The sequence below is a fragment of the Bacillus sp. AMCV2 genome (assembly GCF_056033925.1).
In genome coordinates, this window is record NZ_JBVYIB010000002.1 from 854,892 (window position 1) to 877,039 (window position 22,148).

23 protein-coding genes and 1 pseudogene are annotated in these 22,148 nt (G+C 45.4%); 17 read left to right on the plus strand and 7 right to left on the minus strand.

What is annotated here, in order from left to right; all coding sequences use genetic code 11:
• Positions 1 to 55 precede the first annotated feature (55 nt).
• The gene (yfkM, locus tag AC0OMA_RS04445; RefSeq protein ID WP_047182280.1) at positions 56 to 574 is read left to right on the plus strand and encodes a general stress protein 18; all 519 of its coding nucleotides are present in this window, start codon (positions 56 to 58) and stop codon (positions 572 to 574) included.
• A gap of 39 nt (positions 575 to 613) precedes the next feature.
• On the opposite strand, the gene AC0OMA_RS04450 is transcribed toward yfkM, so the two are convergent.
• A complete protein-coding gene (locus AC0OMA_RS04450; RefSeq protein ID WP_003243812.1) occupies positions 614 to 1,804 on the minus strand; it encodes an MFS transporter in 1,191 nt (396 codons plus the stop codon).
• A gap of 109 nt (positions 1,805 to 1,913) precedes the next feature.
• Positions 1,914 to 2,129, minus strand: a complete 216-nt coding sequence (locus AC0OMA_RS04455) for a DUF1128 domain-containing protein (protein WP_003243712.1) — start codon at positions 2,127 to 2,129, stop codon at positions 1,914 to 1,916.
• 202 nt (positions 2,130 to 2,331) lie between these two features.
• On the opposite strand from AC0OMA_RS04455, the gene yfkJ reads away from it, so the two are divergent.
• From yfkJ to AC0OMA_RS04470, 3 genes are read left to right on the plus strand one after another with little or no spacing between them, the layout of a single operon-like run.
• Positions 2,332 to 2,802 (plus strand): protein-tyrosine-phosphatase, encoded by a 471-nt coding sequence (gene yfkJ, locus AC0OMA_RS04460; RefSeq protein ID WP_181218579.1) that lies wholly within the window; start codon positions 2,332 to 2,334, stop codon positions 2,800 to 2,802.
• 17 nt (positions 2,803 to 2,819) lie between these two features.
• Entirely contained in the window at positions 2,820 to 3,140 is a 321-nt protein-coding gene (locus AC0OMA_RS04465) for a hypothetical protein (protein WP_003233665.1), read from the plus strand.
• Positions 3,141 to 3,163: 23 nt separating this feature from the next.
• The gene (locus AC0OMA_RS04470) at positions 3,164 to 3,991 is read left to right on the plus strand and encodes a YihY family inner membrane protein (RefSeq protein ID WP_003242564.1); all 828 of its coding nucleotides are present in this window, start codon (positions 3,164 to 3,166) and stop codon (positions 3,989 to 3,991) included.
• A 198-nt stretch (positions 3,992 to 4,189) separates the two neighbouring features.
• Here the strand turns inward: AC0OMA_RS04470 and AC0OMA_RS04475 are convergent, their stop codons facing one another.
• Positions 4,190 to 5,365, minus strand: a complete 1,176-nt coding sequence (locus AC0OMA_RS04475; protein WP_003243008.1) for an MFS transporter — start codon at positions 5,363 to 5,365, stop codon at positions 4,190 to 4,192.
• A 167-nt stretch (positions 5,366 to 5,532) separates the two neighbouring features.
• On the opposite strand from AC0OMA_RS04475, the gene cax reads away from it, so the two are divergent.
• Entirely contained in the window at positions 5,533 to 6,588 is a 1,056-nt protein-coding gene (gene cax, locus AC0OMA_RS04480; RefSeq protein WP_003242902.1) for a calcium/proton exchanger, read from the plus strand.
• A gap of 70 nt (positions 6,589 to 6,658) precedes the next feature.
• Positions 6,659 to 7,453, plus strand: a complete 795-nt coding sequence (locus AC0OMA_RS04485) for a YfkD famly protein (RefSeq protein WP_003233657.1) — start codon at positions 6,659 to 6,661, stop codon at positions 7,451 to 7,453.
• A gap of 38 nt (positions 7,454 to 7,491) precedes the next feature.
• Here AC0OMA_RS04485 and mscC read toward each other — a convergent pair whose 3' ends face one another.
• Both mscC and yfkAB read right to left on the minus strand, forming a co-directional pair.
• Positions 7,492 to 8,334: a mechanosensitive ion channel protein MscC gene (mscC, locus tag AC0OMA_RS04490; RefSeq protein WP_080467358.1), complete on the minus strand. Its 843-nt coding sequence runs from the start codon at positions 8,332 to 8,334 to the stop codon at positions 7,492 to 7,494.
• Positions 8,335 to 9,456, minus strand: a complete 1,122-nt coding sequence (yfkAB, locus tag AC0OMA_RS04495) for a radical SAM/CxCxxxxC motif protein YfkAB (protein WP_003233655.1) — start codon at positions 9,454 to 9,456, stop codon at positions 8,335 to 8,337.
• Positions 9,457 to 9,600: 144 nt separating this feature from the next.
• Between yfkAB and AC0OMA_RS04500 the strand changes: the two genes are divergently transcribed.
• Positions 9,601 to 9,786 carry an SE1561 family protein gene (locus AC0OMA_RS04500; RefSeq protein ID WP_003223132.1) on the plus strand — a complete coding sequence of 62 codons (186 nt, stop codon included), beginning with the start codon at positions 9,601 to 9,603 and terminating at the stop codon, positions 9,784 to 9,786.
• Positions 9,787 to 9,886: 100 nt separating this feature from the next.
• The gene (gene pdaA / locus AC0OMA_RS04505; protein ID WP_015383107.1) at positions 9,887 to 10,678 is read left to right on the plus strand and encodes a delta-lactam-biosynthetic de-N-acetylase; all 792 of its coding nucleotides are present in this window, start codon (positions 9,887 to 9,889) and stop codon (positions 10,676 to 10,678) included.
• Between the two features lie 37 nt (positions 10,679 to 10,715).
• Here pdaA and AC0OMA_RS04510 read toward each other — a convergent pair whose 3' ends face one another.
• Entirely contained in the window at positions 10,716 to 11,576 is an 861-nt protein-coding gene (locus AC0OMA_RS04510) for an NAD(P)-dependent oxidoreductase (protein ID WP_015482957.1), read from the minus strand.
• A 98-nt stretch (positions 11,577 to 11,674) separates the two neighbouring features.
• A complete protein-coding gene (gene corA, locus AC0OMA_RS04515; RefSeq protein WP_003233650.1) occupies positions 11,675 to 12,634 on the minus strand; it encodes a magnesium/cobalt transporter CorA in 960 nt (319 codons plus the stop codon).
• A gap of 117 nt (positions 12,635 to 12,751) precedes the next feature.
• Here corA and AC0OMA_RS04520 point away from each other — a divergent pair, with 117 nt between their 5' ends.
• From AC0OMA_RS04520 to acoC, 9 genes and pseudogenes are all read left to right on the plus strand, one after another.
• On the plus strand, positions 12,752 to 13,615 hold the full coding sequence (locus AC0OMA_RS04520; protein ID WP_003233646.1) for a DNA-3-methyladenine glycosylase family protein: 864 nt from the start codon (positions 12,752 to 12,754) through the stop codon (positions 13,613 to 13,615).
• Positions 13,616 to 13,728: 113 nt separating this feature from the next.
• Positions 13,729 to 15,129 carry a 23S rRNA (uracil(1939)-C(5))-methyltransferase RlmD gene (rlmD, locus tag AC0OMA_RS04525; protein WP_015383110.1) on the plus strand — a complete coding sequence of 467 codons (1,401 nt, stop codon included), beginning with the start codon at positions 13,729 to 13,731 and terminating at the stop codon, positions 15,127 to 15,129.
• A gap of 604 nt (positions 15,130 to 15,733) precedes the next feature.
• On the plus strand, positions 15,734 to 16,018 hold the full coding sequence (locus AC0OMA_RS04530; protein WP_015482958.1) for a YfzA family protein: 285 nt from the start codon (positions 15,734 to 15,736) through the stop codon (positions 16,016 to 16,018).
• A 741-nt stretch (positions 16,019 to 16,759) separates the two neighbouring features.
• Positions 16,760 to 17,737: a tRNA dihydrouridine synthase gene (locus AC0OMA_RS04535; protein WP_015482959.1), complete on the plus strand. Its 978-nt coding sequence runs from the start codon at positions 16,760 to 16,762 to the stop codon at positions 17,735 to 17,737.
• 211 nt (positions 17,738 to 17,948) lie between these two features.
• Entirely contained in the window at positions 17,949 to 18,401 is a 453-nt protein-coding gene (locus AC0OMA_RS04540; RefSeq protein WP_015383112.1) for a DUF6884 domain-containing protein, read from the plus strand.
• Between the two features lie 39 nt (positions 18,402 to 18,440).
• Positions 18,441 to 18,653: pseudogene (locus AC0OMA_RS04545) on the plus strand (hypothetical protein); the annotation flags it as partial.
• A gap of 232 nt (positions 18,654 to 18,885) precedes the next feature.
• Positions 18,886 to 19,887 (plus strand): acetoin:2,6-dichlorophenolindophenol oxidoreductase subunit alpha, encoded by a 1,002-nt coding sequence (gene acoA, locus AC0OMA_RS04550; protein WP_015383114.1) that lies wholly within the window; start codon positions 18,886 to 18,888, stop codon positions 19,885 to 19,887.
• Positions 19,888 to 19,890: 3 nt separating this feature from the next.
• On the plus strand, positions 19,891 to 20,919 hold the full coding sequence (acoB, locus tag AC0OMA_RS04555) for an acetoin:2,6-dichlorophenolindophenol oxidoreductase subunit beta (RefSeq protein ID WP_014476166.1): 1,029 nt from the start codon (positions 19,891 to 19,893) through the stop codon (positions 20,917 to 20,919).
• A gap of 13 nt (positions 20,920 to 20,932) precedes the next feature.
• Positions 20,933 to 22,129 (plus strand): acetoin dehydrogenase complex dihydrolipoyllysine-residue acetyltransferase, encoded by a 1,197-nt coding sequence (acoC, locus tag AC0OMA_RS04560; RefSeq protein ID WP_015383116.1) that lies wholly within the window; start codon positions 20,933 to 20,935, stop codon positions 22,127 to 22,129.
• The last annotated feature ends 19 nt before the right edge of the window (positions 22,130 to 22,148 follow it).

Below are 22,148 nucleotides of genomic sequence, written 5' to 3' on the forward strand. Positions count from 1 at the left end.
GTGTGGCTGGGGTAGAGTGTTTTATGTAGACATATAAAGCGGGAGGTTATGAATCATGGGGAAAAAAATTGCAGTTGTTTTGACAGATTATTTTGAGGACAGCGAGTACACTGAGCCTGCGAAAGCCTTTAAAGAAGCGGGACATGAACTGACTGTCATTGAAAATGAGAAAGGAAAAACAGTAAAAGGCAAGCAGGGAAATGCTGAAGTGACGGTTGACGCGTCCATTGACGACGTAAATCCTTCAGACTTTGATGCGCTTTTGATTCCCGGAGGATTTTCACCAGACCAGCTTCGCGCTGACGATCGTTTCGTCCAATTTGCAAAAGCGTTTATGACTGACAAAAAGCCGGTATTCGCTATTTGCCATGGCCCGCAGCTTTTAATCAATGCGAAAGCGCTCGATGGCCGAAAAGCGACAGGCTATACGTCCATTCGTGTTGACATGGAAAACGCCGGTGCCGACGTTGTGGACAAGGAAGTGGTTGTTTGCCAGGATCAATTGGTCACTAGCCGGACACCTGACGATATACCGGCATTTAACCGCGAGTCATTGGCATTGCTTGAGAAATAAGAAAAAACGGACGCTCTTGGGCGTCCGTTTTTTTGTTGCTTAGGCTTGAGCACCTGTCAGTTTCTTGTACCTGTAATACAAGAAAGCAGCTGCAGCCGTTCCGATGACCGCAATGCCGAAGTCGAATATGAAAATATGGGCGATGCCCCCCGCTTTTGCGATAAGCCCTGTTGCAATCGGCAGCAGAATCGATGCAAGGCTTGAAGCGGTCGCTACAATTCCGGTAACGGTTCCTTTTCGCTTCCAGAAAAGCTCTGTCATTAACGTAATGGTAATTTGAAACACACCCGCAGTTGAAAAGCCTAAGAAAAAGGCAGTGATGTCCAGCACAACTGGGATATGAACGGTCAGCATAACTGCGAGTGTACATAAAGTAATAATAGGATATAAGAGCGTTATGAAGACAGGTTTGACCCATCTGTTCAGCAGAACGGCTAATAATAAAACAGATGCCAGAGATCCTATACTATAATAGCTCAGCAATTGAACGGATGCTGATTCAGCTAAACCGGCTGCCTTTTGCGCGTAGCTCGGGAGCCAGATTTGAGAAACCGTAAATAAAGCCGTGGATGTAAAACCGATGATAATCAGTGCGGTGCCTTCTTTCTGAAAAACGGGTTCAGACAAGAAAACGGGAGATTCCTGTTGGCCGCTATTCGTTGGTTTCTTATGTTTTTTAGGAAACGAAAGCGTTGATAAATAAATAATATTCAGGAGATAGACCGCTGCCGGCAGATAAAAAGCAAATCCGTAAAACATGCTGTGGTCTGCTAAAAATGTGATCAAAAGCGGCAAAAGTGCGGCCCCGACAGACATAAAGGCTTTGACCAAGACATTCGCCGAACCGGAAGCAGACGGAAAGAGCTCGGTTAGGGCCGGATATGTTCCGGCATCCATCGCTGAATTTGCGACTCCGGCTAATAAGGCGAACACAAACGCCAGCTCATAGCTCGGTGATAAAGGAATACCGACTAAAAAGACGGCCATAATTCCCGCAGAAGCGACAACAAGCGGCTTTCTGCCGATTTTATCTGATAGAACTCCGGAAATGCCGTATGTCAGCAGTTTGCCAAACCCGATAGCGGCAATGACATAACTGATGCCGGTCGGATCGGTATTCCACTGTTTTGTTAATGAGGACATATTGGATGCGAGAATGATGTTGACCATCCCCAGAAAGAAGTAGTTGATATACATTCCGGATGCTGTTTTGATAGATGTCGTTTGCATGCTTGTACTCCTTCAAATCTTATTCGAACACTTTACTGTTTACTGTTCTAAGGAAAATTGGTTTGGGGAAATGATAAAAAAGACTCGCCGAGTTTCCGGCCAGTCTCCATTATTTACGAAGCGAGGCTAATTCTTGAGCAATCGCCTGCATTTCACTTGGGCTGAATGATTCTTTTTTCATCACCATTCTGTGAAGGTACGTGAGGTCTTCAATCTTCTCATCACTGAAATCCTCCGCTTTGATTACGCCGACGTTCAGCATGTTCAGCTTTTGGGAAATCTCTTCAATCATTTGAGTTAATGTTTCTGTATTTGGGCTGGACAAATGGTTCCATCCTTTCTATGCGCAATATAGGTATGTTTTATTCTAACAGAATTCCATCAGAAAAAAACCCTATTCTAAAAGCAGGCTGTTCATTCCAAAAAAGTGAAGACATCAGTTGAAAAGAAAATGAACATCCTACTAAGATATTGATGAAGGTTTCTTTTTAGAGAAATAGGGGCAAAGAATAGGGAGGTTGGACAACATGATAAGCGTGTTATTTGTTTGTTTAGGAAACATTTGCCGGTCTCCGATGGCGGAAGCGATTTTTCGGGACCTGGCAGCCAAAAAAGGATTAGAGGAGAAAATCAAGGCTGACTCAGCGGGAATCGGCGGCTGGCACATCGGCAATCCGCCGCATGAGGGAACGCAGGAGATATTGCGCAGAGAAGGAATCAGCTTTGATGGCATGCTGGCGCGTCAAGTCAGCGAACAGGATCTGGCCGATTTTGATTACATCATTGCAATGGATGCAGAAAATATCGGAAGTCTCAGAAGCATGGCGGGATTTAAAAACACCTCACATATCAAAAGGCTTTTGGACTATGTTGAAGATTCAGATCTTGCCGACGTTCCCGATCCTTACTACACAGGGAATTTTGAAGAAGTCTGCCAATTAATCAAATCGGGCTGTGAGGATCTGCTTGCGTCGATTCAAAAAGAAAAACAATTGTGAGTGAAAGGAGAATTTGCATGAACAACGAACGTTTAATGCTGAAAGGAATATTTCTCGGAGCTGCGGCAGGCGCGGCGTTATCACTGCTCCATAAGCCGACAAGACAGGCGTGCGGCATGAGATGGCTGACATGCAAGCATAAACTTTCACTGTATAAAAGCAATCCGGAGCTGTTAAAAAACACTGTTATCACAAAAGTGGATGAGGCCAAAAAGCTCGCCCAAACGCTTTCAAAGGAAGTCGACTTTGTGAACCAGCAGGTGAAAGAGCTGAAGAAAACAACGCCGCAAGTGATGGAACTCGTGCAAGAAACGAAAGAGCATTTTTCAAAAAAATGATCAAACATGCGAGGTGAGACGACATGAGTTTTTTGAAAGAGCTTTTCAGCAGATACACCCTTCATGAAGGACAAAGTAAATCAGCGGAGCTGGCGTATTTTTTTCTATTGTCACTGTTTCCGTTTTTGATTTTTATGCTGACGCTCACCGCGTATCTTCCGCTTTCTACCGATGATGTTTTAGGAGTCATAGAACAATATGCTCCCGCCAGTGCGATGTCACTCGTTGAATCCATTACCCATCAAACCTTAAATAATCGAAATGGCGGTTTGCTGTCATTCGGGATTATCGCCGCATTATGGTCTGCGTCTAATGGTATGAACGCGATCGTCCGGTCGCTAAACCACGCGTATGATGTGGAAGAAAACCGCTCTTTTATCATTGTTCGTCTTACCTCGATTTTTTTGACGATTGCCATGGTATTTACGATTTTAGTGGCTTTGCTTCTGCCGGTATTTGGCCGGGAGATTGGAAGGCTCGCTTCTGACTTTGTCGGCGCGTCGGATCTGTTTTTATCCGTCTGGGCCGCCATTCGCTGGGGTGTCAGCCCGCTTGTGCTGTTGATTGTTTTTTCCGCGCTGTATGTGATTGCGCCGAACAAAAAGCTGTCTCTCCGGTTTGTCATGCCGGGTGCGGTCTTTGCGACCATCGGCTGGATCATTGTCAGTACATTGTTTTCATTTTACGTCAGCACGTTTGCGAACTATAGCGCCACTTACGGGAGCATCGGGGGAATCATCGTCTTGATGATTTGGTTTTACTTGAGCGGCATTTTAATTATCCTAGGCGGAGAAATCAACGCTCTTTTACATAAACGTAAAAAGCTTCCTGATGAAAATCCCTACCATTAGCGCACCCTATAAACGAACTTCGGTTCAAAAAGAAGTCGGGGGGATATCGTGATGACCAAGCATACGAAAAAAGGCGGAAGCCATAACAAACAAAACTCGAAAAGCAAATCGAGCCATAAAACAAGCGGAAGCGCCAACGGACAAAACGGCTACCATTAGCATAAAAGCCTCCTGACATGATGTCAGGAGGCTTTTTGATTAAGAAGATGAAGAATAGGTTTCAGCCGGTGACCAGCTTTTCGGTTTTCCCAGCACAAGGGCCAGCCACACAGCGCTAAGCGTGAGAGTAATGAAGTAGAACAAGTTTGCGCTTTCAAATGTCTGCATATACCAGCCGCCGGCAACCGGGCCGAGGATGCTGCCGAGACTGAATGTAATACCGCAAAGCAGGTTTCCTGCCGGCAGGAGATGAGGCGGAAGAAGATCTGTCATATAGCTGATGCCAAGTGTAAAGGTTGATCCGACTGCCATTCCCGCAATAAAAAAGCAGCCGCCGATCACGTAAGGCGAAGGAAATACACCGGCGATGAAAAAGCAAAGAGCCCCAGTCAGTAAAATCACCAGCAGCACATTCCGCCTGCCGTATTTATCGCTGAGGATGCCGAGCGGAAACTGAAAAATAATGCTTCCAATCGCAAATGCGGGAAGGATGATCGCTACTGCGTCTACTGATATCCCCAAACGGAGCGCGTACACCGGAAAGCTTCCGTTCAGCGCCGTTTCCAAAAAGCCATAGCCAAATGTAGGCATAAAGGCAACCCACCCAAACAGCATGGCCTGATAAAATCGCCTGAAACTATTGTCTGATTTGGTTTCATGAGGACTGGTTTCCGGGTATGCATTTTGTAGAAAGAAAACAAAAAGCCACGCAAACAGACTGATGCAGCCGGACACGATAAAAGGAAGCGACGGACTCAGCTTGACAAGCGGCACCATGAACGGGCCTGCGGCAAAGCCAAGGCCAAAGGAAAGCCCATAAATAGACAGGTTTCTTCCGCGATTTTGTTTTGATGACATGGAGGTCACCCACGTTTGCGTAGAAAAGTGAAGCATGTGGTCGCCGATTCCAATGAACAGGCGAAGCAGGAACCAGACCCAAACTGACTGAAGCCAAATAAATCCGAATAAGCTTAAAATGACAATGCTTCCGCCCATGACGATCAGCGGCTTGAACCCGAGCTTTCTGAGCGGCGCTTCCATAAACGGCGAAGCCAAAAGCACACCGATATACAGCCCGGTTGCGTGCAGGCCGTTGATAGCAGCGGATTCTCCATTTGTTTCAAAAATGATTGAAATGACAGGCAGCAGCATGCCTTGTGAAAACCCGGAAATGGAAACGAGCAAGACAAGGATAAAGAAATGAAATCGTGACATCGTGTCAGTTCTCCTTATGTGGAATCTATGTTGATCGTACAATGTTTTCCAAAAGCAGGCAACCTGAAAAAAGCCTATATCACGCTATACATTTGCCCTCGTGTAATCATGAAGATTTTTGTGAAGAATAAAAATAAAACAAGTCATAAAAAAGGAGCTATTTCACCATGAATCGTATCTTTTTTATTTTAGTGGCGGCCGGTGTTCCGCTTTCTGTGATTGGCAGTTTGATGCATTGGCCTTCCGCGGTTCTATTTGCCGTTTATTGCGTGACGATTATCGCGCTTGCAAGCTATATGGGGAGGGCGACAGAATCACTGTCCATCATTGCAGGACCGCGTATCGGCGGTTTGTTGAATGCCACCTTCGGGAATGCGGTGGAGCTGATTATTTCCCTTTTTGCATTAAAAGAAGGCCTGACAGGAATCGTGCTTGCCTCTTTAACCGGTTCAGTGCTGGGGAACCTGCTGCTGGTAGCGGGACTATCGTTTTTTGTCGGCGGTTTAAAATATAAGCGGCAGGAATTTAATATTCATGATGCCCGCCATAATTCCGGGCTTCTGATTTTTGCCATCATTGTCGCCTTTGTGATTCCGGAGGTATTCTCTGTTGGTATGGGAAACGCCAGCAAGCTCAATTTAAGCATCGGCATCAGCATCATTATGATTCTGTTATATGTGGCGGCGCTGTACTTTAAACTTGTCACTCATCGGGGCGTTTATCAGCCGAATAATGCCGCTCAGACTGAAGAAGAGGAAGAGCCGGAATGGTCAGGGAAGGTTGCGACGATTGTCTTGTTTGCGGCAACAATTGTGGTTGCATACATATCCGAAAACCTGGTCCATACCTTTCACTCGGTGGCTGAACAGTTCGGGTGGAGCGAGCTGTTTATCGGGGTCATCATCGTGGCGATTGTAGGAAATGCGGCGGAGCACGCGTCAGCGATTATTATGGCCTTCAAAAATAAAATGGACATTGCGGTTGAAATTGCAGTCGGCTCTACGCTGCAGATCGCTATGTTTGTCGCACCGGTTCTCGTTATCTGTTCTATCTTTTTTCCGACAAGCATGCCGCTTGTATTTACATTGCCTGAGCTTGTCGCGATGGTATCAGCGGTTCTCTTGATGATCGCGATTTCGAATGACGGGGATTCCAACTGGTTTGAAGGGGCGACACTGCTTGCTGCATATGTCATTATGGCGATCGGCTTTTTCCTTCTTTAACCTGAAAAAATGATGGATAACAACAAAGCGGGATGAAAAGACTAAGGGAAAATGCCATAGAAAGAGTGATATGATGAAAAAGCTATTTCATTCCACACTTATCGTGTTGTTATTCTTTAGTTTTTTCGGCGTTCAGCCCATCCACGCGAAAAAGCAGTTTAAGGTTCCTAATTCTGTCGCAAGCATTTCAAAGGAAAACACGTATCCGAATGCTTCACAGGATCAGCCAATGCTTCAGCCGAGCAAGCTGGCAAAGGAATTGCTCGATCATTCTGAGGTGAAGATTGAAAATCCGCACCTCATCAAAATGCTGAATGAATCCAACATATCCGGCACACCGCTTGCAGTAGGGTACCGGGCGACAATATTTCTCGGGAAATGGGCGCTCGGCTATGAATCAAATGAAACAGTCGCAAACTGGGAATATAAAAAAATCAATACAAACCGTGCGGATAACCGCGGCGGGAAAGAAACGGCTGAAATGCATTATGCCCAGGAACAGCAGTACAGAGTGAAGGGCGGCCTGACAGCTAAAGTTCCAAATGCGGAAGATGTCAAAAGCATGATGATGCAAAAAGCAATGAAGAAAACGAACCTTCCGCTTGCATTTGAGACGGTCATTGGGGCTGGCACAAAACGGGATCAGATTTATAAAGTCGCTCCTAAAAAAATCGGTTATCTACATGCATATGCACCGGCTGTGAATGAAAAAGGAAAAGTGACTTACGGGGAAGTGTACTTAGTGCTGAAAGGAAATAAACGAAAACTCGTCGTGAAAAATGTCACGTCACAGGGAATCGGCGCCTGGATTCCGGTTCAAGATCATGTCACGTTTGGCTTTCAGCTTTCCTCACTGCCAAGATAAATAAAAAACTGATTCCAACTCGGAATCAGTTTTTTTGTTTATTGGGTTCTCTCGATTCGGACCGCTTCCTCAAGCATTTGCACATTGTTTTGGTAGAGCTGGCGAACGAGGACCCGTCTTACTGCAAGGCTGGCACTGAAATAATCATCATCTTTCACCATGCCTTTAACCGTAAATTCGACGCCGCGATTGATTTTATTCAACGCGGTGATGCCGTGGATTTGAAACGGTTCTGTCGGATTGCCGAATTCATCCCGCTTCAATGAATCACGAAGCTCTTCATTCAGCATGTCACATGCCTTTTCCAACACGCTGTACACGCGGTCCGGATCTTCTTTAAAGCTGATAAGAAAGGATTCGGTAATCCGCATAAAATCAATATTATAGTTCTCTATTTGTCTGACCTCGCCGTTGCTGATGGTGAGCAGCTTCCCGCTCCATTCCCGGATTTGCAGAGAGCGGAGGCCGATTTCCTCCACTGTCCCGTTGAACAAGTTGTTGACGGTGACATAATCGCCTTTGTGCAGCTGGCGTTCATATATTAAGAACACACCAGCCAGCACATCTTTGATCAGCGATTGGGCGCCAAAACCGATCACGATACCTGCTACGCCCGCCCCGGCTAATATCTTGCCGAAATCATGCACAAATAAAGAAATAACGTAAAAGATAAAACCAATTGTCGCCGTATACTGGGTGACAGAACGGACAAGGCTTTCAATCGTTTTTTCCTTTTTTTCTTCAATAAAGTCCGTCCGTTTAAAAAATAGCTGTACCAGCCGGTTGATGATAAAGACACCGATCCAAAGGATAACGGCAACGAGGAGAATATCGACGATTTTATTTTGAAAAATCTCCGTAAGTGTTTCTTTCATCCGCATCTAACTCCTGGCTTGACGTTTTGTGAAGTCTGTATCCTGATAATAACTATTTTTGACAAGAACATTCGGTCCGAGGCACCGGACATTCGGGCAGTGGCAACTTAGTTCTTTCGCAAGCTTGGTCTCTCTCCACTTTTCATAGGCGGAAGGGAGGCTGTCCGTCTGAATGTTGCCAAGCGGCGGGGTATCACCGAAATCGGTCACGATAATGTTTCCGTCGAAAATGTTCACATTCAGGCGGGACCGGCCGTCAGGGTCATTTCGCACTGTGACGTTTTTCGCCGCGCGAAGCCGGCGAAGCAGCTTTTGGTCGTCTTCGTCCGGACTGCAGGCATAAAACGGCAGCGTTCCGAACAGCATCCACGTATTTTCATCACGAATATCCAGCAAGCGGTGAATGGCCTGTCTCATCTCTTTCAGGCTGAGGGATTCAAGAGCGCTTGCGAAATCGCTTGGATACATTGGGTGGACCTCGTGACGCTGACATTTCATATCTTCTGTGATTTGGCGGTGAATATGCTCAATATGCGGAAGTGTTCGTTTGTTCAGCATCGTTTCCGCAGATACCATTACTCCGGCATCCACGAGCGTGCGGCTGTTTTCGATCATTTTTTCAAAATAGCGCGCGCGCTGTTCGAAGGTCGGTTTTCTGTCCATCATGGCAAAGCCGATTTCAGCAAAATCTTCAACTGTACCCCAGTTATGAGAAATATGTAGCACATCGAGATACGGAATGATCCATTCGTACCGCTCGATGTCGAGGGTCAGATTTGAATTAATCTGTGTCCGCACACCCCGTTCATGGGCATATTTCAATAAAGGAACAACATATTCTTTTACTGATTTCAACGAAAGCATCGGCTCTCCGCCTGTGATGCTGATGGATCTGAGGCGCGGGATTTCCTCCAGCCGTTTTAACAGAAGATCTATTGGCAGAGCATTCGGGTCTTTAGGCTGCAATGTATATCCTACAGCACAATGCTCGCATCTCATATTGCACAGTGTCGTCGTTGTGAATTCAACGTTTGTCAGCTGCATGTCTCCGTATTGGTCAACATCCATATAGGCTTCCCAAGGGTCAAACTCGGGCGTAATCGGACGCAGCTTCGTGTTTTGTGTCATGACTATCTAACTCCTTTATAAATGGGCATACTAACGCTGCCAACAGTTAATTTTAGACCTGATTTGCCAAGATCGCAAGTAGCGCGGCGATTGAAAAACGGCAAAAAATGAGCTACCATAATAAAAAATGAATGGAGGAACAGAATGGGGAACGCCGTAAACAATAAAGATCAGCAGATTGATTATTTAAAGAACAGACTTGACATGTTTATGAACGTCATCGATTCATTAGACCCTGAAGCAACCGACGTTGAAGATATAGATAGGCTCATCAGCATGCTTGATGACCTGGAAGCCAAATACGAACGTTTTAAAAAAGATTGGGAATAAAACCGCGCGCCCGCCGCGGTTTTTTTATTGGCATAAAGCAACAGTATAAAACAAAGTCTCTATCTGTAAAATAAGAAAAAATGCAGAAGGAGCGCTGGCCATGAAGTGGATGTGTTCAATATGCTGCGCCGCCGTATTGCTTGCCGGAGGTGCAGCAATGGCGGAAGCGGTGCCGAATGAGCCGATTAATTGGGGCTTTAAACGAAGTGTCAATCATCAGCCGCCAGATGCCGGGAAGCAGCTGAACAGTTTAATTGAAAAATATGACGCGTTTTATTTAGGGAATACAAAGGAAAAAACGATTTACTTAACGTTTGATAACGGATATGAAAATGGCTATACGCCAAAAGTTCTTGATGTCTTAAAAAAACATCGCGTAACAGGAACGTTTTTTGTCACCGGGCATTTCGTAAAGGACCAGCCTCAGCTGATCAAACGTATGTCAGATGAGGGCCATATTATCGGCAACCATTCCTTTCACCATCCGGATTTAACGACAAAAACAGCTGATCAGATTCAGGATGAACTTGATTCAGTCAACGAAGAGGTTTATAAAATTACGGGAAAGCAGGACAATCTGTACTTGCGTCCGCCGCGCGGCGTGTTCAGTGAGTACGTACTGAAAGAAACGAAACGCCTCGGCTATCAAACCGTTTTCTGGTCGGTCGCTTTTGTTGATTGGAAAATCAACAACCAAAAGGGAAAGAAATATGCCTACGATCATATGATCAAGCAGGCGCACCCGGGAGCCATTTACCTGCTTCACACCGTATCGAGGGACAATGCAGAAGCGCTGGATGACGCGATTACAGATCTGAAAAAACAGGGCTACACATTTAAAAGCATTGATGATTTGATGTTTGAGAAAGAAATGAGGCTGCCGTCTTTGTAAAAGAGAAAAACCTCTCCTTAAACGGAGAGGTTTTTCTTTATTTTATACATTTAATCAGTGCGGCCCAGTCCAGATCCCCGAAGCCTTTCTCAATCCCGCTTTCAAAATGGCTCTTGGCCAGCTCGGCAAGAGGAAGATTTGCAGAAACCCGTTTTGCGGCGGCGAGTGCCAGGTTGGTATCCTTCAGCCCTAAAGACATTTTGAAGCCGGCCGGCTCAAATTTCTGCTCGGCCATAATGGTTCCGTAATTTTGATAGACTGGAGAACCAAAGAGCGCGCTGGCGATTTCTAAAAATTGTTTTTGTTCTAAGCCGTATTTCTCCATCATTAAAAAGGATTCAGATAACGCCTCCAGCATGGACACAAGCAAGAAATTGATGCTGATTTTGGCTGCATTTGCCGTCTTGCTTTCTTCGCCGACATCAAATACCTGCTGGCTCAGGCTGTCGAGCAGAGGCTTGGCAGCTTGCTTTGCTTCTGCCGGTCCGGCTGTTATGATACGGAGCGCGGCTTTGGCTGCGGCATCCGGTCTGCCAAGAACAGGAGCGGCGAGAAAAAATTGTCCTTTCTCTGCATGAGCTGCTGCGAGCTTTTCTGAAAACTCAACACTGATTGTGCTCATCGAGATGTGAATGCTGTTCTCTGCTAATCCTTCAAGCAGCCCGTCTTCTCCGAATGTCACGGCGCTGACAGAATCATCATCTGCAAGCATTGTGATGACAATATCAGCGGACTTTGCCGCCAGCCGTGGCGTGTCAGCTGCCTGTGCGCCTTCTGTGACAAGGTCTTCCGTCTTTTGCTTCGTCCGGTTATAGACAGTCAATTCGTAGCCTGCTTGAAGAACATTTCGGGCAATGGGCTGTCCCATATTGCCGAGTCCGATAACAGCAATTTTCAATCTGATCACTCCCTGAATATTTTTTCCATTATAAACAATATGAACAGAATATGCATAGCGATCGGCTTACAACAAAAAAGAACAGCTGCTCGCTGTCCTCATTTAAAAATATTGAACCATCCTTTATGTACAAACCAAATCAGCATTCCAATCACAAGCGCGGCCATCAGGCCAAGTACAGCGAAATATCCGTATTTCCAATGCAGCTCCGGCATAAAGTCGAAGTTCATACCGTATACACCGGCAATAAACGTGAGCGGGATGAAAATAGTTGATACGATCGTCAGTGTCATCATAATCGCATTCATCCGGTTTGAGTTTAGCGTCACGTAGCTGTCACGCAAGTCGGACGTCATGTCACGGTTGGATTCCACAATTTCAGACAACTTTAACAAATGATCATATATGTCGCTGAAATAGGCTTTCGTTTCCCGCTGCTCTTTCACATGGTCAAGGCTTAAAATCCGGTAGAGCAAATCACGCATCGGGATAATTGTCCGTCTCAAATGCAATAGGTCTGTTCTGAGATCAAACACCTCGTTCATCAGCGTTCCATACGTTTTGTGGGGACGGCTTTCTTCAATTTCATTCAGCCGGTCTTCGATTTTGTACACGAGAGGAAAATATTCATCAACAAGCTGATCCATGATCATATAAGAAATATGTCCGGGCCCTTTTTTCAATATATCCGGTGAAGCATACAAACGCTCCCGGACTTTAGCGATACCGGGCGTTTCGTGTAAATGAAAGGTGACGACAAATTTTTCGCCTTGAAAGATATCGACTTCCTCCGTCTCAAGTGTTTCCTTATTCAGCGCATGAATCACGTAAAAACGATAGCCGTCATAATGGTCAAGCTTCGGCCGCTGCATATGCTGGAAGCAATCCTCAATGGCAAGCGGGTGAAAATGAAAAAAATCTCTCAATAACGCCGTTTCCGTATCCTCCGGGCCGTAAAAATCAACCCAGTACCATGCAATATCAGGCTGTTCCACTCGTTCGATCGGTATATTTTTCAGCAGCTGATGCTCTGTTGTGATTGCGGTAATGTTGATCATAAACAACCCTCCACCTGCCATTATATCATGCGGTCTTTATGAGAAAAGTATACGGTACTCTCTGCCTAATTCAAGCGGCATGTTATACTGAACAAAAACGGAAAAAGGGTGGATCTCATGTGGAAGGAAAAAGTATCTGTCACGCCTCCGTATCATTTTGACCGCGTGCTGGACAGGCTGTCTTTAGACCCCCTCAATGCTGTTGATCGAGAGGCGAGGGAAGTCCGTGTGCCAATCAGAAATCAAGCGGGGGACGTATGTATTGTAAAGGTACAGGCGTTAGGCCATGCGGGTGAGCCTGAGTTCCTCGTCAGCGGGGAAACGGATCAGGGAGAAATGATGAAGGAAATCAAGCGGATTTTTCAATGGGAAAATCATTTGCAGCACGTTCTGGATCACTTTTCAAAAACGAGCCTGTCCGCCATTTTTGAAGAGCATGCCGGGACGCCGCTTGTTCTGGACTACAGCGTGTACAACTGCATGATGAAATGCATTATCCACCAGCAGCTCAATCTTTCCTTCGCTTACACGCTAACAGAACGATTTGTTCATGCGTTTGGCGAGCAGAAGGATGGCGTGTGGTGCTACCCAAAGCCGGAAACGATTGCAGAACTCGATTATCAGGATCTGCGTGATCTGCAATTCAGCATGAGAAAAGCGGAATACACCATTGATACATCAAGGATGATCGCAGAAGGCACACTCAGCTTGTCAGAGCTGCCGCATATGGCGGATGAAGACATTATGAAGAAACTGATCAAAATCAGGGGTATCGGCCCGTGGACCGTGCAAAACGTCCTCATGTTCGGACTTGGCCGTCCCAATTTATTCCCGCTTGCCGATATCGGCCTCCAGAATGCCATCAAACGCCACTTTCAGCTGGACGATAAGCCGGCAAAGGATGTCATGCTGGCGATGAGCAAGGAGTGGGAGCCTTATTTAAGCTATGCGTCTTTGTATTTGTGGAGGAGTATAGAATAATTCATCTGACAATGAAGGAAATTCTGCAAACGTGTTATACTAGAAAGATGTGAAAAAAACATTTCACTTTCTGCCTTCTGCAGAAAGCTTCATATAGAAACGGAGAGAACAACGTGAACCAACAAAAGAAACAGGCGCCCGTCGAACTGAAGGTCGGACAAACCTTTCCGCTGACGATTAAGCGTCTCGGCATTAACGGAGAAGGTGTCGGCTATTTTAAGAAAAAAGTCGTCTTCGTGCCCGGCGCGCTTCCTGGCGAAGAAGTTGTTGTGCAGGCCACAAAGGTCCAGCCGAAGTTTTCGGAGGGCCGCATTAAGAAAATCCGCAAGGCATCTGAGCACCGAGTGGCACCGCCTTGCCCTGTTTATGAACAATGCGGCGGCTGTCAGCTTCAGCACCTTGCATACAGCCAGCAGCTTCGGGAAAAACGCGATATCGTCATTCAGTCTCTTGAACGCCATACGAAGTTTAAAGTTGAAAACATGGAAATCAAAGAAACGATTGGCATGGACAACCCATGGAATTACCGCAATAAAAGCCAATTCCAGATCGGGCGCTCGCAAAGCGGCAGCATCATCGCCGGCTTATACGGCCTTGATTCTCATGACATCGTGCCGATTAAAGACTGTATCGTTCAGCATCCGGCAACGAACAAAACAACAGGCATCGTCCGCCGCATATTAGAGGACTTCGATGTGTCTGTTTATAATGAAAGAAAACGAAAAGGCGACGTTCGCACGATCGTGACGAGAGTCGGCTTTGAAACAGGTGAAGTGCAGGTCGTGCTTGTAACCGCAAAAGAAACGCTTCCGCACAAGGAAGAAATCGTCAAAGCGATTCAAAAGCGATTGCCAGAGGTCACATCCATTATTCAGAATGTAAACGGGGCGAAAACTTCAGTGATTTTTGGTGAGAAAACAAAACAGCTCGCCGGAAAAACAGTAATTCAAGAAGTGCTCGGCGACGTATCTTTTGAATTGAGCGCCCGCGCTTTCTTCCAGCTCAATCCGGAACAGACCGTCAAGCTGTATGATGAAGTGAAAAAAGCGGCGCAGCTGACCGGAAAAGAAAAAGTCGTTGATGCGTATTGCGGCGTCGGCACGATCGGCATGTGGGTGGCGGACGGAGCGAAGGAAGTCCGCGGCATGGACGTCATCAAGGAATCAATTGACGATGCCAAGAAAAACGCCAAAAAACACGGCATGGCAAATGCCACATACGTAACAGGAACAGCCGAGCACTGGCTCCCGAAATGGACGAAAGAAGGCTTCCGCCCGGACGTCGTCATCGTAGACCCGCCAAGAACCGGCTGTGACAGCACGTTCCTGGACACGATCAAAAAAGTCAAACCGAAACGCTTCGTCTACGTTTCCTGCAATCCATCCACGCTTGCGAAGGATTTGCAGACGCTGTCGAAGGACTATCGCGTGGACTATATTCAGCCTGTCGATATGTTTCCGCAGACGGCGCATGTTGAAGCAGTGGCGAGACTTGTATTGAAATCGTCTAACTAAAATAAGAAATACCTAATCAGACCTGGATTTCGGTAAAATAAACAATTCCGATTTCCGGGTCTTTTTCATGTGCAGCCCTTGTCCTGACTGTCTTTTCCCAATTTTATCTTCCTTCTATTCGCGGAGATCTTTATTTTAACTGGCGAAAAGAGTTGAAAAAACGTGTTGAAAAGCGGGTGAAAAACAGCGTTATTTAACCGGAAAAATTTCCTTCCAGTATGATTAAAATACATGAGTAGAATGATGTAAAATCATAGATATTTTTTCATAATTTGTAAAATTATATATTGACTTGCAGTTATGACGTGTGAAATATTGATTATAGGAATATAAGGAAAGGTATGGCGTATATCATTTCAAGAGTCATTCGATTTAAAAAGTTGAAACATTGTAATAAACGAAAGAGGTGAAAATGATGGCCAACCCCATTTTAAAATGAATAACGTATGAGCACTACAACAAATAAATAATAGTGCCGAGACGATAACAACTATTACAGTAATACCTACAATGGTTATATCCTTGCGACAATCATGCTTCATAATATAAATTTTAGATTGACACTTGGCTAAAAAGTATTGCAGAGAAGGAAATGGATAACTAAATGGATAAAGTATATAAAAAACGACCGTTATATAAAAGAAGTTGGTTTCAAACATTTGTGGCATTTTTAGTATCTCAGCTTTATTTTAATTTTGTAGAATTAACGGGATGGGGTCCTAAGTATAGAGAAATGAATGGATTCCCAGCAAACATAGTTGAACTGGATTTCTTTCAAACATATCTTTCATTCTATGATAATCCATGGTTTAATATTATTACTGTTTTCTTGGGAGTTTTCACTATTATACAAATAATTACAGGGATAACAAAGGATATTCGAAATTAAAGCAATAACTTCTGATGCCTTATTTAATGATGAAAGAAAATGAACACTTTCTTAATTATCTTATGAGTGAAGACTGCGACACTTAGTCAGCAGTCTATTTTATTGGTTCTGGATCAGGATTACCGAATTATAACCCTATACAAATATATAGTAGGTTGCCACTTGCTGCGTTGGTTATTTTCTAAGTCATGAGCAAATCCCAAATGATTCAGATTGAAGTTCTTGAATTCTTTTAAATAAGGGTTTATTTTCTCTTCTCATCCTCTGTACTCCATGTGATTCACAAGTGGTAGCAGCTTAAGTAGTTTTTTTCATTCTCTCGAGTACTCAGTTATACCACTCAATTTGCTTAATCAAAGTTTATCTCTTGAAATTAGTTTTTCCGCAAATATGATATAGAGATACGGATATGGTGTAGTGTTAAATATCTTATCTTCAATAACAGGGCAATTATTTTGCGTTGGTAATATGGAGAACTCATATGATATTCTATTTAGGTTGGAATTCTTTTTATCCAAAAAGTTCAAAAGTAAGGCCACTAAGAAAGACGAAGGTCAGCGCCAGTGTTAACCACAATATATGGTGTAGATAATCATCCCACGTGAAATGTTCAAAATTTACTATAGATTGATAAGAAATGCTTTCGCATGCGATAAGTGTAAAAAGAAAGCATGGTCAGTTTTTTAATATTGGAGATACAGGTATAGCCGTACCCCCTAATGAAAGGATTTGATTTTTGTTATGACAGAAAATTTCTGGCGTGAACTACCACGGCCATTTTTTGTACTGGCACCAATGGAAGATGTGACAGATGTTGTTTTCCGGCATGTAGTAAGTGAAGCAGGCAGACCGGATGTGTTTTTTACAGAGTTCACAAACTCAGAGAGCTATTGCCACCCGGATGGGAAAGATAGCGTGCGCGGCCGTTTGACTTTTACAGAGGATGAACAGCCAATTGTGGCCCATATATGGGGAGATAAGCCTGAAAACTTTCGTAAAATGAGTATTGGCATGGCAGAGTTAGGATTTAAAGGGCTAGATATCAATATGGGCTGTCCTGTGCCTAATGTGACACAGAACGGTAAGGGAAGCGGTCTTATCCGCCGACCGGAAGTTGCAGCAGAATTAATACAAGCTGCAAAAGCAGGGGGATTGCCCGTAAGCGTAAAAACAAGACTTGGTTTCACGGATGTAGACGAATGGCGCGAGTGGCTGACACACATTTTGAAACAGGATATTGCCAATCTTTCTATTCATCTGCGTACAAGAGCAGAAATGAGCAAAGTAGATGCGCATTGGGAGCTCATCCCAGAGATTAAGAAACTTCGTGATGAGGTGGCACCAGATACACTTTTGACGATCAATGGTGATATCCCTGACCGCCAAACTGGCTTAAAACTTGCTGAACAATACGGTGTTGATGGAATTATGATTGGGCGTGGTATTTTTACAAATCCATTTGCCTTTGAAAAGGAGCCGAAAGAGCATAACAGCAAGGAATTGCTTGATCTCTTAAGGCTGCATCTGGATCTTCATGATAAATATTCAGCATTAGAAGCCCGTCCGTACAAGCCTCTTCCTCGCTTTTTCAAAATTTATCTCCGCGGGTTCCGAGGGGCAAGTGAATTAAGAAATCAATGCATGAACACAAAGTCAACAGATGAAGTGCGTGCATTGCTCGACGACTTTGAGAGAAAGTATCTTGATGGGATAGAGTAACAGCAGTGCTTGATTCAAAAAAGGCTAACAAAATAAAGGGATTTTTACACCATTCTTGACTAAAATAAACCTGGATTTTCGGTAAAATAAACAATTCCGATTTCCGGGTCTTTTTTGTACGCAGCTTTTACTCAGCCTGTCTTTTCTCTAATTTATTGTCAGAAAATAATGGTATATTTAGTAGAGATATCTTATAAAGGGGGAGAGAAAAATGAAACGGCTATGCATCATCCCCTGCGGCAAGAAAAAATTCTGGGACGTCCAGCCTGATGCCGGGCCGGTAAGAGCAGAGGACGCTTATCTCAGCCCGTTTCATCAGGCGTGCGAGCGGTATGCGAAAGCATTTTTCGATGAGTGGGTGATTTTGTCGGCGAAGCATGGCTTTCTTCGCCCTGATGATCTCGTTTCGGGAAATTACGATGTCACTTTTGGCACCGGTCATCCGGAAATCATGACAGCGGACGAGCTGCGCCGCCAATTTCACGAAAAAGGCTTTTCTGATATCGAAGAGCTAGTCATGCTTGGCGGAAAAAAATATCGAAGCGTTCTAAACGCCGTCATCGGAGAGCACCAGCATATCAGCTGGCCGCTATCATCATACAAAGGCATAGGCTACATGCTCCAAGCGCTGAACCGGGCTGTAGAAGAAAAGCATGAACTGTAGCACGTACATATGTGGAAAAGAGTGGGAACATGAAAAAACTTGTGTGCCAGCGGGTTATCAAAAATAGATGCCGCAAAGATGGCGGAAACGGTCAGAAAAACGCTTTATGAAAAGGGATATACATACTCAAACGGCACGATAGACTGTATGCAGAAGGACGGGGACGCCGGTATTGGATATGTCAAATATTCAATTGATTTTCTTTCAAAAGCAGCTATTCAGTCAAACGATGCAGAGGAACTAGGAAGTTAAAAAGATTTCCAAGGAAATAAATACGTCGATCATTGTCAAAGGCCGGGTGATATCCGGTCTTTTTTGCATGCTGTAAAACGAGACAAATGAATCAGTTTGAGACAAAACGAGACACACGTCTCAAACTGTCTCCAAGGTGAAGACGAGAAGACTGATTTTACGGGCTCAAAAGACTGGCACACTTCTTGCATTTATAATGGTGAACCCTAAATAGAAGGAGGCGCACAAAAAAATGGAATTGTTAAAACGAGAGGGCTTGTCATTAACTGAGGAAAAAGCGCTGTGGATGTACCAAAAGATGCTGGAGATCAGGGGCTTTGAAGACAAAGTGCATGAACTGTTCGCCCAGGGAGTGCTTCCCGGCTTCGTTCATTTATATGCCGGTGAGGAAGCCGTGGCTGTAGGGGTGTGCGCTCATTTACATGATGGCGACAGCATTACAAGCACCCACAGGGGACATGGACATTGTATCGCCAAAGGCTGTGATCTGGACGGCATGATGGCGGAAATTTTCGGGAAAGCGACCGGATTGTGCAAAGGCAAGGGCGGTTCTATGCACATTGCGGATCTTGATAAAGGCATGTTAGGCGCAAATGGAATCGTCGGGGGCGGCTTTACGCTCGCATGCGGATCAGCGCTCACGGCTAAATATAAACAGACTAAAAATGTAAGCGTTTGCTTTTTCGGGGACGGGGCAAATAACCAAGGCACCTTCCACGAAGGGCTGAATTTAGCGGCTGTATGGAACCTTCCTGTCGTATTTGTTGCTGAAAACAACGGCTATGGCGAAGCTACCCCATTTGAGTACGCATCAGCCTGTGATTCAATCGCCGATCGGGCGGCTGCTTATAACATGCCGGGGGTGACAGTTGACGGCAAAGATATTTTAGCAGTTTACCAGGCAGCCGAGGAAGCGATAGAAAGAGCAAGAAACGGCGGCGGCCCGTCTTTGATTGAATGTATGACCTACAGAAACTACGGCCATTTCGAAGGAGATGCCCAAACCTATAAAACGAAGGATGAAAGAGTTGAGCATCTTGAAGAAAAAGATGCCATTCAAGGTTTTAAAAACTACCTTTTAAAAGAAACAGATGCTAATAAGCTGTCAGACATTGAACAGCGTGTCAGCGAATCGATTGAAAAAGCCGTCTCGTTCAGCGAAGACAGCCCATATCCAAAAGATTCGGAGCTGCTGACAGATGTGTACGTGTCATATGAAAAAGGAGGAATGTAAGAGATGGCGAGAGTCATAAGCATGTCAGACGCGATCAATGAAGCAATGAAGCTTGCGATGAGAAGAGACGAAAATGTGCTTTTGATCGGTGAAGATGTCGCCGGGGGAGCGGCGGTCGATCATTTGCAGGATGATGAAGCATGGGGCGGTGTATTAGGGGTCACAAAGGGACTCGTACAGGAATTCGGGCGCACAAGAGTGCTGGACACACCGATTTCTGAGGCGGGCTACATGGGTGCGGCTATGGCTGCGGCATCAACCGGTTTGAGACCGATTGCCGAGCTAATGTTTAACGATTTTATCGGCACGTGCTTTGACCAGGTGATCAACCAAGGGGCGAAATTCCGTTATATGTTTGGCGGAAAAGCGCAAGTACCGATTACCGTCCGCACCACATACGGAGCAGGGTTCCGGGCCGCTGCCCAGCATTCACAAGCGCTGTATGGCCTTTTCACGAGCATTCCTGGACTGAAGACGGTTGTTCCATCCAATCCGTATGATGCCAAAGGTCTTCTGCTTGCAGCAATAGAAGATAATGATCCGGTGTTCTTCTTTGAAGACAAAACGTCCTACAACATGAAGGGCGAGGTGCCGGAAGATTATTATACAATTCCCCTCGGAAAAGCGGATATCAAACGCGAAGGCAATGATGTCACGCTCTTTGCAGTCGGCAAGCAGGTCAATACCGCGCTTGAAGCGGCTGCACAGCTTTCAGAGAGGGGCATCGAAGCCGAGGTCCTTGATCCCCGCAGTCTGTCTCCTCTGGATGAGGATGCGATTTTCACATCGTTAGAAAAAACAAACCGGCTGATCATTATTGATGAAGCCAATCCGCGATGCAGCATTGCCACGGATATTGCTGCGCTTGTTGCTGACAAGGGCTTTGATTTGCTTGATGCGCCGATTAAACGGATTACAGCGCCGCATACACCGGTTCCGTTTTCACCAGTGCTTGAAGATCAATATTTGCCGACACCAGATAAAATTGTCAGCGTCACGCTTGAATTGCTTGGCGAGCCGGCAATGAATTAAAGGGGGGACACAAATGGCGGTAAAAGTAGTGATGCCAAAATTGGGAATGGCCATGAAACAAGGGGAAGTATCGATATGGAATAAAAAAGTAGGCGACCCGGTTGAAAAGGGAGAAAGCATTGCCAGCATTCAATCGGAGAAAATTGAAATGGAGATCGAAGCGCCTGAAAAAGGAACGCTGATCGACATCAAAGTGAAAGAGGGGGAAGAGGTTCCGCCCGGCACAGCTATCTGCTATATCGGGGACGCCAATGAGTCGGTGCAGGAAGAGGCGGGGGCGCCTGTTGCTGAAGACAATATGGCGCAAGCCGTTCAGCCCGTCAAACAAGAAAACAAACCCGCAGCCTCCAAAAAAGATCGAATGAAAATATCTCCAGTCGCCAGGAAAATAGCAGAAAAAGCAGGATTAGACCTAAAACAACTGAAAGGAACTGGACCAGGCGGACGAATCGTGAAGGATGACGTAACAAAGGCCCTTGCTGAACAGAAAAAAGATCAGGCAAAGCCTGTGTCGGAGCAGAATGCGCAGGAAATCCCGGTGACAGGCATGAGAAAGGTCATCGCTGCCCGAATGCAGGAAAGCCTGGCAAACAGCGCGCAGCTGACGATCACGATGAAAGCTGATATCACCAAGCTTGCCACTCTTCAAAAACAGCTTTCACCAACTGCGGAAGAGAGATACGGCACAAAACTGACGATCACTCATTTTGTCTCAAGAGCCGCCGTTCTCGCTCTGCAAGCTCACCCTGTGCTGAACAGCTTTTATCAAAATGAGCGCATCATCACACATCCCCATGTACACCTTGGTATGGCTGTAGCCTTGGAAAATGGCTTAGTGGTGCCTGTAATCCGCCATGCTGAAAAGCTAACGCTGATAGAACTGGCTCAATCCATCTCAGAAAATGCCAAAAAAGCACGCGAGGGACGTGCGGGAAGCGAAGAACTGCAAGGCTCTACCTTCTCCATTACAAACCTTGGCTCGTTTGGAGTTGAGCATTTCACACCGATACTAAATCCGCCGGAAACAGGCATTCTCGGCATCGGAGCAAGCTATGACACGCCGGTGTATCAAGGGGAGGAGATCGTCAGAAGCACGATCCTGCCGCTCAGCCTGACATTTGATCACAGAGCGTGTGACGGCGCCCCAGCCGCTGCATTCCTGAAGGCGATTAAAACATATTTGGAAGAACCCGCAGCATTAATTTTATAGGAAAAGCAGGTGAAAACGA